The 13,207-nt window shown below is 37.0% G+C and carries 10 protein-coding genes; all 10 read left to right on the top strand.

Going from position 1 to position 13,207, the window contains the following annotated elements:
- Position 1: 1 nt before the first annotated feature.
- Genes ADIARSV_RS10965 through ADIARSV_RS10925 form a run of 10 tightly spaced genes read left to right on the top strand, consistent with a single transcriptional unit; the run spans position 2 to position 13,206 of the window.
- Positions 2-436, top strand: coding sequence for a phage tail protein (locus tag ADIARSV_RS10965; protein ID WP_016195585.1), 435 nt, complete (start codon positions 2-4; stop codon positions 434-436).
- A gap of 11 nt (positions 437-447) precedes the next feature.
- On the top strand, positions 448-993 hold the full coding sequence (locus ADIARSV_RS10960; RefSeq protein WP_016195584.1) for a phage tail protein: 546 nt from the start codon (positions 448-450) through the stop codon (positions 991-993).
- Between the two features lie 2 nt (positions 994-995).
- Positions 996-1,160: a DUF5908 family protein gene (locus ADIARSV_RS21895; protein ID WP_016195583.1), complete on the top strand. Its 165-nt coding sequence runs from the start codon at positions 996-998 to the stop codon at positions 1,158-1,160.
- 3 nt (positions 1,161-1,163) lie between these two features.
- Positions 1,164-1,883: a CIS tube protein gene (locus tag ADIARSV_RS10955; protein WP_016195582.1), complete on the top strand. Its 720-nt coding sequence runs from the start codon at positions 1,164-1,166 to the stop codon at positions 1,881-1,883.
- Between the two features lie 3 nt (positions 1,884-1,886).
- Positions 1,887-3,764 (top strand): type VI secretion system tip protein VgrG, encoded by a 1,878-nt coding sequence (gene vgrG, locus ADIARSV_RS10950; protein ID WP_016195581.1) that lies wholly within the window; start codon positions 1,887-1,889, stop codon positions 3,762-3,764.
- A 2-nt stretch (positions 3,765-3,766) separates the two neighbouring features.
- Positions 3,767-4,018: a hypothetical protein gene (locus tag ADIARSV_RS10945; protein WP_016195580.1), complete on the top strand. Its 252-nt coding sequence runs from the start codon at positions 3,767-3,769 to the stop codon at positions 4,016-4,018.
- Between the two features lie 36 nt (positions 4,019-4,054).
- Positions 4,055-4,486 (top strand): GPW/gp25 family protein, encoded by a 432-nt coding sequence (locus tag ADIARSV_RS10940; RefSeq protein ID WP_016195579.1) that lies wholly within the window; start codon positions 4,055-4,057, stop codon positions 4,484-4,486.
- Positions 4,483-7,701, top strand: a complete 3,219-nt coding sequence (locus ADIARSV_RS20630) for a baseplate J/gp47 family protein (RefSeq protein ID WP_016195578.1) — start codon at positions 4,483-4,485, stop codon at positions 7,699-7,701. The genes ADIARSV_RS10940 and ADIARSV_RS20630 overlap by 4 nt, the downstream gene beginning before the upstream one ends.
- A 22-nt stretch (positions 7,702-7,723) precedes the next feature.
- A complete protein-coding gene (locus ADIARSV_RS10930; RefSeq protein ID WP_016195577.1) occupies positions 7,724-10,336 on the top strand; it encodes a hypothetical protein in 2,613 nt (870 codons plus the stop codon).
- A gap of 5 nt (positions 10,337-10,341) precedes the next feature.
- Positions 10,342-13,206: a hypothetical protein gene (locus ADIARSV_RS10925; protein WP_016195576.1), complete on the top strand. Its 2,865-nt coding sequence runs from the start codon at positions 10,342-10,344 to the stop codon at positions 13,204-13,206.
- Position 13,207 lies beyond the last annotated feature (1 nt).

The following is a 13,207-nucleotide window of genomic DNA, read 5'->3' as shown; positions in this document are numbered from 1 at the left end:
AATGGCAACGTATCCATTACCAAAGTTTCATTTCCTGGTTGACTGGGGAGGAACGAAAATAGGCTTTACAGAAGTAAGCGGATTAAATATCGAAAATAAACTGATCGAATATCGCGATGGAGCTTCTCCGGAATACAGTAAAATAAAAATGCCTGGCATGCGGGAATTTAGCAACATTACACTTAAAAGAGGTGTTTTTGCGGGGGATAATGAGTTTTATGCCTGGTTAAACAGCATAAGCCTTAACACAGTTGAAAGACGGGATGTGACGATTAAACTGCTAAATGAAAATCATGATCCTGTAGTAACATGGAAAATAAAAAATGCCTTCCCTGTTAAAATACAAAGCACTGATTTAAAAGCAGACGGCAGTGAGGTCGCTATTGAGCAACTTGACCTCGCTCACGAGGGCCTTACCATTCAAAATGGAGATTAACCGGAATTATTATGAGCTTGATTAGTGGTATAATTGATGGATTAATTTATCCACCAGTAGGGTTTCACTTTCTCGTTGTTTTTGAGATGTTTCCACAAACTCCTCAAGATGTACGCTTTCAAAGTGTGAACGGTTTGAGTGTAACTATTCCAACAGAAACGGTTGCTGAAGGTGGCGAGAATAGATTTAAGCATCAATTTCCGGGGGTTCCACAGTACAATAAACTAGTGCTTAAACGTGGTCTTTTTTTAGGCTCTTTGGTTAGTCACTGGTGTAGGGATAGTATTGAGAATTTTAACTTTGCCCCTAAAAATATTCTGATTAGCTTACTTAATGATAGCCACATTCCGCTGAACGTTTGGCATGTTTTTAATGCTTATCCAACTAAAATTGAGATTTCTGAATTTAATGCTGAGCAGAATACCATGGTTGTCGAAACGCTGGAATTAACCTATCAATACTTTAAACCAATGGGTCTTGATGATCTGTTATTTGGAGCAGTTGGCGCCATTGGAGGTGCAATTAGCGGAAGTGTTTCGGGATCTATAAGTTTTTAATTATGCCAATTTTAATTAACGAAATTGAAATTTCTGTAACTGTTTCTGATAATCCTTCATCAGGCAGTTCTTCGGCTGTTGATCAGTCTTCTTCATCAAAAGAAGAAATTATTAAGGAATGCGTGGAGCAGGTTATGGAAATTCTAAATCAAAAAAATCAACGCTAAATAATGGGATTACTAGACGCCTTATTACCCCATGAAGCTGGACAAAAGCTGAAAATAGAATCTTGGGATAAGATTGAAAAAAGTGGTGATTCAACACAGGTATTTACCGCCTTCATTAATCCAGATGAAATTGCACTTAATTATAGCGTTTTAACAGAGCAGAACCCAGCCGCAGGAGCAACAGGTAATGCAGGAGCATTTCTAGGTACTTCTCCATTTCAGGTTACTTTAAAGTTCTTCTTAGATGGAACAGGCGCTAATGGAGTCGTGCTTGATGTTAAAGCCAAAATAATAGAGTTTTACCAAACAACGGGTTATGATGGTAAAGGGCATCGGACAAGGTTTCTTCGTATAAACTGGCCTGGGTTAATCTGGTATAGAGCGAACCAGTTTGCCTTCGATTGCATACTTAAGACAGCAGCCATTCAATACAAACTATTTAAGCCTGATGGCTCTCCACTTCGTGCAATTATTACAGCCACTTTTATTGAGAAAAGAACGGATGCTGAGATCCTACAAGAAAATGACCCTAAATCCGCCGACCTTACCCATGTTCGCGTCGTAAAAGAAGGTGATACGTTGCCGGGCATGGTTAGGGATATTTACGGTGATTTTAAATACTATCTCCAGGTTGCAAAAGTAAATAGGCTAAGGGATTTTAGAAATATAAGCCCCGGTCAAAAACTCATTTTCCCTCCATTAGATAAAACTAAAAAGCAATAGATAATGGCTGAAGAGAGATTAATTCCTGCAGTAGAGACCGTTGCTGAATTCAAAGTTAAAATAAACGGGACTGATTTACCTCGCTCCGTTGCCAAGCAATCTGTTTTTGTAACCAAGGTAATTAATAAGATCTCATCGGCAATTTTAGTGTTTCAGGATGGAGATGCATCTGATGGGATCTTTCCTTTGACAGATGGCGAATTATTAATTCCCGGAAATGAAATAGAAATTGAAGCTGGAGATCCTGAAACTTCCGTTAGTGTTTTTAAAGGCATCATTATTAAGCAGTCGCTAAAAATAAGGTTTAATATGGCTCCATTACTTACGGTAGAGTGTAAACACAAAGCAGTGAAAACGAGTATCGGTCGTAAAAATGCCTATTTTCACAATCTGAGTGACTCTGATATTATTACTCAGATTTTGTCAGATGATGGTTTCTCTGATCTCGACATTGAATCAACTAATGTTAACCACAAAGAGATGGTTCAATATAATTGTACAGATTGGGATTTTATTTTGAGTAGGGCAGAAGCAAACGGTAATATCATTTTAACCAACGATGAAAAAATTGTCATTAAAAAACCTAAAGTCACCAGTGACATAACCCTATCCTTATTGCATGGCGCAACGATTATAGAACTTGATGCGGAGATGGATAGCAGAAATCAATTCACTTCGGTAAAGAGTAAAGCCTGGGACATGGCCAACCAGGAAATTGCCGAATCGACCGCCAGCGATCCTGTAGAATTGGAAGAACAAGGAAACTTAGCGGCAACAGATCTTGCATCAGTTGCAGGGCCAGGCGATTTATATTTAAACCACGCAGGCTCAATAGATCCGGGAGAAACAAAAGCATGGGCCGATGCACAATTATTAAAATCGCGACTCTCAAAAATAAGAGGCCGTGTAAAGTTTCAAGGCATTTCTAGTATAAATCCAGGTGATGTTGTGGAGTTACATGGCCTGGGTGAGCGCTTTAATGGTAAAGCATTTGTAAGTGGGGTAAGGCACGAATACACTCTAGCCAACGGATGGAAAACGCATGCGCAATTTGGCCACACACCAGATTGGTTTATGGATGAAAGTCAAGTTGTAGCACCTAAAGCGGGTGGGTTATTGCCTGGTGTAGTGGGTTTACACACGGGTATAGTCACCGATAATGAAGATCCTGATGGAGAACAGCGTGTGCGGGTTAAAATGCCTTACATCAACGCTGATGACGATGGAGTGTGGGCTAGGATTGCGCTAACAGATGCAGGAAATGAACGTGGCATGTATTTCAGACCTGAAATGAATGATGAAGTGTTACTTGGTTTTTTATATGATGATCCACGCCAGCCTGTAATTTTAGGGATGTTGCATAGCTCAAACAAAGTACCACCAATCCAACCTACAAATGATAATCATAAAAAAGGGTATACCTCGAGAGAGAAAATGAAATTGACTTTTGACGATCAAATTAAAGAAATATCAATTGAAACTCCAGGCGAAAATAGGGTGTTTATTAGTGACGATAAAAAAGGCTTCAGTGTCGAAGATCAAAGCAAGAATAAAATCATTACTGAACCATCTGCTATTACAATTAAAGATGATAAGGGGAATGAAATTAACATAAATATCAACGGTGGATTAATCAAAGTACATGCTAATACCAAGGTAGTGGTTGATGCACCACAGATAGAATTGGTTGATGGTGCTGCACATCCACTTGTTTTTGGCGATGAATTATTAACCTATCTCAACCAGATTGTGAATATATATGCCACACATATGCACCCTGGCGAAACGGCATTAGGTCTGCCTGTAAGTCCGGCACCACCAGTACCACCAATGCCACCAGCAACTCCAAGTTTATTATCGGTAAAAGTAAAAACAGGATAACTATGGCTTTAATACCAGGATCACCAACAAACTTAGCTAATAGCATGGCTGATGCGATTCAAATTGCTTTTAACAACCATTATAAAGAGGTAATGGGCAAAGATCATCCTGATGCGAACAAACAGATGACGCTTTTATGTGTGGCTGTAGCAGAGGGTGTAATTAATCATTTAAAAGCACACCCAGAGGCTTTTGTTATTAAAACGAAGTTTTCTGATTCGACTCTGTATGATGCTATTGTTGAAATTAAATAAACCTTGCATAGCCAGTCGCACAAATACATTTAAATTATGGACAGGTCAAAAGATGTTTCAGAGCTATCATTTCTAGGCAGAGGCTGGAGTTTTCCCCCAACTTTTTCAAAGAAAACGAATGAGGTTTTAATGACTTCTGATGAAGAGGACATTAATAAAAGCCTTGAAATATTATTGTCAACAACCATTGGTGAAAGATTCCTCCAACCTCTTTATGGTTGCAATCTGGAAAACTATGTGTTCGAAGCCATGAGCGCATCAACAGAAACGCAAATAAAAATCACCGTTAAAAATGCCATCTTAATGTTTGAACCAAGGATCAAATTATTGGTTGTTACCCTTCTGGATGATTTTATTACTGAAGGTAGAATCGATATTTCGGTTAATTACGAGGTAATCAATACCAATACCCGATATAATCTGGTATATCCGTTTTACTTAAACGAAGCAAATAATAAATCAGCATGACTGCTAAAGCAATAGATTACAAAGTTATTCTGAAGCGCGATGGGCAAACGCAACAACAGCGAACACCTCAGCTCTTAGATCCTAAACTTGCACCTGTAGATCAACGCACAAAGGAAGATTTCTATAAGTATATTCAGGAAATATCAAAACAGATTAAATTTTATGAGCTGAACCCTGCTGGTAAAAATATTATAGAAAATGGTACCTGGGATAGTTTTTTTAATCTGAGTATGGAAGAAGTTAATGCCCTTGGCAGTAGTAATTCCCTTCCACCACATCTGGCTTTATGGAACAGTTTTATAGAGCTGTTCGAAAAACCAAAAGCACTGCTCAATACGCTTACTCAACGCCATCTTGATTTTTATTACCACGACGTTTTAAAACTCGATAAATCACTTCCGGTACCTGATAGGGCACATGTAGTTTTTGAGCTTAAAAAGAATACTGAGAATACTCTTCTTAAATCAGGAGGTTTCCTTTTGGCCGGAAAAGATAGTATCAAGAAGGACCTTAATTACAAACTGGAACATGATATAGTGGTTAATCCTTCAAAAGTGAGCCAACTCAAATCCCTTTTTGTTAATCCTGTAAATAAAAATTTTCTATTTCATGCCCCTATTGCCAACTCTAAAGATGGATTGGGAGCTGCACTTGATTCTGCGAATCCAAAATGGAATGGGTTTGGCAGTATTTCGATGCCCTTAGCGCAAGTTGGTTTCTGTTTATCAAGCAGCATATTAAAAATGAAAGAGGGCACGAGGTTAATTACAGTGAACCTTACCTTGAAAAGCCTAGATATAGCTGCAAAAAACACTGTATTAACAGCTAACCTTTTTAAAGTTAGTATAACAGGTGAGAAAGGATGGCTAGGTCCCAAATTGACATCTGCAACCGTCACTTCTGCTGATAACCTCCTGTTTAACCTAAAATTTACGTTGAGTCTAGGAAAGGATGAACCAGCGGTAGTTGAATATAACAAAGCCAATCATGGAGGAGATTTTGATACACTTCATCCGATACTTCAGGTATTTATCAATAACGAAAAAACGGATTTCGGTTATAAAGATTTAATGAAAGCCGAACTGGTTGATGCAACAATAGAAGTGGATGTAAAAGGAATTACCTCTTTAGAACTGGAAAACGATTTTGGAACACTAAACCCTAAAAAGCCCTTTAATCCATTCGGGCCATTAGCAGAAGAAAATTCTAACTTCTATATCCTTCATGAAGAGACTTTTTCTAAACGCCTTAGAGAATTTTATGTAGAAGTGTTATGGAAAAATGTCCCTCAATCAAATCTGAAAACATATTTTACCAATTATAAAAATACAAAAATTGATAACGGTTACTTCAGTGCCAATGCCTCTTTCAAAGACGGTTATACATGGAAGAAAAGTGCGCAAACTATCAAGCTATTTCAGGAAGGTGATGCAAAATCAAAATCTATATGGAAGTTTACCAATCCTGATTTTGCTATACTATTTCCATTTTATATTCTTCCTCAACTATTTATACCTTACTATTTCAATCCTGGTCAATCGGTATTGCAAACGGTAACCAGTAAAATGTCATATCTTGTACCAGGCTTTTCCGCTTTACAAAACAAGGTAAACTTTGTAAAAGCAAAATCATCCAGTACGCTGCAAGTGTATAAACCTGCACTTCAATTAATTCTAAGTTTATATAAAGAAATTCGCAAAGGGCAGTTACACCTTCAGCTAAATAATAGCTTTTTATTTAAAGATTACCGGGAAAAATATACAGCCGAAATTTTAAGATATAGCCTTAATGGTGGAGAACTGAAACTTCCGGCAGAACCATTTGCGCCTGAGATTTTATCGATCAATTTAAATTATACGGCAACTACAGCTAAGATTAATTTTAGTGGTACATCTCTAAATGATTACGTAGATGAGGAGATAGAATTTTTCCAATATGGCGCATTTGGACAAGCACGTGAACATGCATACACCAAAACTAAGCATACATTTTTAAACAACACTTTGATAAAATTGCTGCCCGAATATACAGCAGAGGGCGAATTGCTAATTGGGTTAAGTGATTTATATGCGGAAGATTCTGCAAGTTTATTATTCCAGGTTGCAGAGGGAAGCGCTAATCCCGATAAGTCAAAAATTGATGTGAATTGGAGTGTCCTTTGTGATAATTACTGGAAAACCTTGACAAAAGATGATTTTATTTTTGATACAACAAATGATCTGCTTACAAGCGGTGTAATCAAGATAGTGATACCGAAAGAAGCAACCACAACGAATACAATTTTACCTGGTAATTTACTTTGGCTAAAAGTGTCGATAAGCCAAGATACGGATGGCGTCTGTAATCTTATTGATGTTCAGTCAAACGCAGTTATTGTTATTTTTGATGATCAAAATAATGACCCTCAGCATTTAGCAACCGCATTGCCTGTTGGTACCATTACCAAACTGAAGAATGAAAATGCAGCAATAAAAAAAATCAACCAACCCTATTCTTCATTTGGAGGTGCTGTTCAAGAGAATGATTCTGCCTATTACACCAGGGTAAGCGAAAGGTTAAGGCATAAGGAAAGGTCAATTGCAATCTGGGATTACGAACGTTTAATTCTACAACATTTTCCAACCGTACATAAAGTTAAATGCATCAATCATGCTACACCCAATTCATTTTATGCGCCAGGCAACACATTAATAGTTGTTGTTCCTGATCTTACAAATCGCAACGCCGTTGATCCCTATAAACCAAAAGTTGATAAAAATACGTTGGATGAGATTGACACATTTTTAAGCAAGCATTCATCGGCCTGGGTAACTTATCAAGTGGTTAATCCATTCTACGAGCCCGTTAAAGTGGTGGTTAGCCTTAAACTAAGAAAAGGTTACGAGTTTAATTATTATCAAAAAATAATAGACCAAAAACTTCAGGATTTTCTATCCCCATGGATTAAAACTTCGGGAAACGATATTCATTTCGGTGGAAAAATTACTAAATCAATGATCATTAAATTTTTAGAAGATATTGAATTTATTGATTATTTGACAGATTTATCTCTGTACAAATACTCATCAAGGTTAAGAGGTTTTGGCCGCAATGTGGAGGTTGCAGAAGCTTCTAATCCGGCATCTATTTTAGTATCACATACTCAACATTCGATAACAAATGATACTACGGTAACAACTGACTTTATAGCTTTCGAAAGAAGCATCAAAAGCTAAACCAGCAAATAATAAAAGGTACATGAGTGAAACACTGAGCATTTCGTCGCAAAAACCACAAAATTCAGCTTTTGATTACGAAGAGCTGCGAAAATCTGGTATAGCTTATATTGAGAAGACAGGTTCTGAAATCTGGACGGATTACAATGTACATGATCCTGGGATTACTATACTTGAGTTGCTATGTTACGTACTCACCGATTTAAGTTATCGTGCCAACAATACCATTCCAGATTTACTTGCAACGCACACAGATACAAAAGCAAATATTTTAAAGCACTTTTTTACAGCAGCACAAATATTTCCAAATACTGCGGTAACCATTAATGACTACCGCAAATTGGTCATTGATATTTTAGGTGTAAAAAACGTTTGGTTACAAAAAAGAAGCATTGGTATTTTTGCTGATATCCGAAATAAAAGACTTCAATTCACTCAACCTGATAGTGGTAAATGGGAGCCTGTTGATGTTTTAGGCTATTATGATGTGCTCATCGAGTTCGATACCAATGTATCATCAGCTGGCAAAGAACAAATAAAAACAGAAACGAAAGAATTGCTGATGCAAAACAGAAATCTCTGCGAAGATTTTTTAAGCATCAATGAAGTAAGTCAACAAGAATTTCGCCTCTGTAGTGAAATTGAATTAAAAACCGATGCAGATCCTTTTGATTGTTTGGCAAAACTGTTTTTTAATATTCAATTATACCTCACACCACTTATAAAATTTTATTCATTAAAAGACCTGCAAGATCAGGGGTATACTTCCGATGTAATATTCGAGGGCCCCTTGCTAATTCATGGTTTTATAAAAGAAGAAGAACTTACTGCTTCCGATTTGAAGAGAGAAATTCACCTATCTGATATCATGCAGCAAATGCTGAACGTTTCTGGTGTAACCAATATTCTTGATATCCTATTTAACCCTACTGATCAGGTAAAAGAACTGGCGAATAAATGGATTATTCCAGTGAAAAGAGGCAGACAAGCCATCATTAATATAGTAGAATCTAACGTTTTGCTTTATAAAAATGGTATTCCGCTTAGACCTGACATGCATATTATTAAAAGCAAGTTTGAGCTATTGATGAATGATTACATTAGAGGAAATGATTTGGTTCGAACAGATGATATTACTTTTGACACAGGTACATTTGAAGATACTGGCAGTTACTATTCTTTCCAGAATCATTTCCCTAAAAACTATGGCATAAGCCATTGGGGTTTATCAGATGATGCAACAGCAGAAAGAGTTGCACAGAAAAATCAATTGCAAGGATATCTTTATTTCTTTGATCAGCAATTGGCTAACTCATTCTCACAGCTTTCAAATCTGAACAACCTGTTTTCTACAGAAACGCAAGCCAATACCTATTTTGCAAAGGCGGTAAAAAGCTTTAAAGATTTTGATAAGATATTTGTCAATAGCAGTACCATTGATGATGCGGTCTTAGAAGCGGTAGAGGATAAAACAACCTATTATAAAAGGCGCAATTTGTTTTTGGATCATTTACTTTCGCGCTATTCAGAATCTTTTTCTGAATATGTAAACGTGCTTTATTCGGGTTTTACTTCGAACCCTAAAGATGTAATAAGCCCAACCATTATAAATCAGGAGGATATCGTTCAGGATAAAGCTAATTTCCTTAAAAACTATCCTGAATATAGTGCCAAGCGATTCTCAGCGTATAATTATACTGCGATGGATGACACTTGGGATAGCCAGAATATTAGTGGTTTAGAAAAACGATTAGAACGCTTACTCGGTTTTGATAACTTAAAAAGGCGTAACCTGGTGAATATATTCACTGAAATTCAGCACGGTTTAAATCCTGCAAATAACGATGAATTTTGGTTTAGGATAATTGACTTTAGAAACAGGGAAACGCTGTTGGAAGGAAACGAGAAATTCCCGGAAGAAGAAGCCGCAAAATTTGCACTCGACGATTCATTGTCAATGATTTATAATCCTATAAATTTAAAAATCATAGATAATGGCGATAACACCTTTCAGTACCAGGTTTTAACCGGAGATAAGGTGTTGGGCACCAGTAGTAAGCTTTATTCGTCTAATATAGAAGCAAATGTAGCACTTCAGCAATTCGTTCTTTTTGTAACGCAAAACAGAGCAGAAGAAGGACTGTTTTTAATAGAACATATGTTGCTTTTACCTTCAGTAAATGCAGTACCTGATGAGCTGCCAGCGGAAGAGAATTTCGATGGTCTTCTGCCAATCTGTGTAGATGAAAGCTGTAAAGATTGCGAGGATAAGGATCCTTATTCATTCCGGATCAGTATTGTTTTGCCAGCATATGCCCCGAGGTTTTTAAACATGGGGTTTAGGCAGTATTGCGAAAGAACAATAAGAATGGAATCGCCCGCACACATATTTGTGAAAATTTGCTGGGTTAGTAATGAACAATTGGTGCAGTTTGAAAATGCTTATAAAAATTGGCTTGAAGTAAAATCAGGTAAATTGAATGATCCCGGAAATGAAAAATTGTACCGGTTTGTAATCATACTAACCGCATTGAAATCCATTTATCCGGTAGCCAGACTCGAAGATTGCAGTAGCAGCGAAGAAAGAACACTTTTCCTGTTAAATCAAAATGCATTGGGAACACTTAAAACATAAAAATCATGGGTAATGTGCTCGACAACATTAGTAAAGACAATACCCGCTTTACTATTTTTGAAAATGATCAGGTATTAACAGCTGACCAGTTAAATGACTTATTCAATTATCTGGAAGTACAAAATAAACTGACCAGAACCAAAGCCATTGGTGTAGGTATTATTTATGGCTTGGAAATCGGTGTAATTGATAGCAAACATCTGGTAATTTCTAGAGGGGCTGCGATCACAACAGATGGCGATCTCCTTCATTTTGATTACGATCAGGAATTTGATCAGTATGCTGTCTTTGAAGATTTAAACGCTAAATACGCTTATTTTCTAACGGATACCGAACAACCTATGCCGATGTTCGAACTAAGAGACAGTCGTATTACAGGGTCAATACCAGGCAATGATTTAGGGGCTCTGGAAGCTTCCACAGGTACTACATTTAAAGATTATGCAGGCGTTCTATACCTCGAAGACTACAACAACGATCCAGACCTTTGTACAGGTGCTGATTGCGACAATAAAGGTGCAACAGCAATGAAGGAGTTAAAAGTTTTGCTCATTCATAAAAACAACATCGGCGCACTACTTCAGAGTATGCCTGCAATGAATAAAGATTATTTTGCACTTGCAGATTTAGATATTCCGAGAGTGGTTGTAAATACCGGTATCGATAAATATGCAGAACTGAGTTCTGCATTTGCCAATGCATTAACCGTTAAAGATGATATCATAGATAAAATAACTAAGGCTTACCAAACGTGTAAATTAATAGTGGAAGATGATTTTGAAGGAGGCGATCCAACTGAAAAATGGAAAAGCCTGCTCAGTGATCAATTCAATCCGCAAGCTCCCTTCTACAGTCAATATGTATATGACTATGCCAGGGATATCAGTTACGCGTATACTGAACTACGCGAAAGTCTGTTCTCTGATGATATGCTTGCCTCTCCGGATGTTGAATTATTTCCTAAACATGTATTGATTGGCTTAGTAAGAGATGCAACATTGAAAAGGCCAATACCTGTAGTGTTTCCCGATATCAGGTTCCCTCAACCCACAGGAATTCCAGTACTAGAAGAAAGACGCAATTTGTTGTTACGAAGCAATCTTTTTTCAACAAGCAGTATTCGTTTTAACTTTGGAGTTTTGATCAAAAGGTTTCATCCGGTTCATATTGATCTGGAGTATCGCCATCATTTTTACGAATCCCCGATATTAAATAGTAATAACGAATCGGATGAATTGACAAGGTTTAATTTCATGCGCCTTCATAGCATGATTACCAATTTTTATATACCTACCGCCACAGATTTACAATCATTAGATCAGGGTTTAAAAATCATCCCAAGTCTTTATGAAGATGTTCCATTGGGCGAACGCAGTATTCCTTTTTACTATCGTTACGATGAAAAGCTCCCGATGAACCTATATTGGAATTTCAATGCGAATAATCGTAAAAGAGAAAATCAAATTCTTTCCTATAACGCAACACAATACGCCAGTAGTGCTGCAGCACGTACACCACTTAACTTCAATATTTTAAAATATACTTTTTTCAGAATTGAAGGACATATTGGTTTTAAACTTACTGATGTTGAAGCTTCTTTAAATAAACTTATACTGGATAATAACCTTCCCATAAATTTCATATCGGTACAGGTAGAGAAAAGGTTAGATACAATTCCACCAAGATCATGGTTTTTCCCACATCTGTACATGTATGAAAAATCGATTAAAAGTACATTCTTTGATCGTATAGATGATGCAGATTCAGTTAATGATGATTTAGTTAAAAGAACTGATGTTGCTACGACTACAATCCCTGCAACTGAATTTAAAACAGCAAGGCAAAATGTATATGATAATGCAAAAGATATTGGCGATTCGCAGTTTAATTACATGAGCTACCGATCTGCAGTATCAAACGTAATTACAGCTGCGAGTAATGTTAAAGCTCAAACTAAACAATTTACCTTTTCCAATACGGCAATACCTCACGACTTTATTCTTAACTCTGATGTGCTTCGAAAAACAGACGTTATCTCGAGTATTTATCAAAATACAGTAATCAAAAAGAAAACTGGCTTAATGCTTGGAAACTTTATGAAAGATAACCCTGGTTTAGAACATGCCGGAGGCGTACTCAGAGGTGGAACTTTTGTACTCGTTTACACTGCTGATGATATGGTTGTAGTTGGAGATTTTATGCTTCCCTATGCAAGTATTGATAAAGATGTAGTTGCCGATCCACCAATTTATACGCCACTACCATTACCGCTTCCACCTGACACACCAATAATACCAAGATTCCCAATAGGAAATGTCTTCGAAATTATTCCCAGTTACACTAAAAATCTGGACCTTAAACTTATTCCTTACCTTAAAGATGTGGATCTTGATGATCGGGTGAATATTAAAGTTGAAAAGGGCATAAAGGAGGCAACATCAGGATTGGATATAAGATTGCAGGGATTTGATCAACGGTTAAAAGAAAGTTCTAACCTATTCACAACTGTTTTTACCTCTCCTAAAACTACAATCCCAGGCAGAGATTTAACTAATTTTGGAGGCGTTGATTTAACTGCTGAAATAAAAAAGTATAAAGATAATCAGCTTTTATTACAAGATCTGCCTGTAGATGCTCCTGATCGTAAGGAAAAAGAAGCCGAATTGTTAGACTCAGCCAATATTTTAACTGAAAAGCTAAATAATGCTGCAGTAACCAATGATGTTAATAGTGCTGTAGAAGTTAAAGGGTTGCTGGCTGATTTACACTCTGGTACCAGCCTGGTGCAAAATGCTGAACTAAAAGGCCAGGCCATAACCATTGCCGATCGTGCTAACGTAATCAATAGAAATCTGCGATTTAATAGGTAAA

The sequence above is a fragment of the Arcticibacter svalbardensis MN12-7 genome (assembly GCF_000403135.1).
In the GTDB taxonomy this organism is placed as follows: Bacteria; Bacteroidota; Bacteroidia; order Sphingobacteriales; family Sphingobacteriaceae; genus Arcticibacter; species Arcticibacter svalbardensis.
Note: the sequence above shows the minus strand (reverse complement) of the source record. Positions and strands in the feature narration are given on the sequence as shown.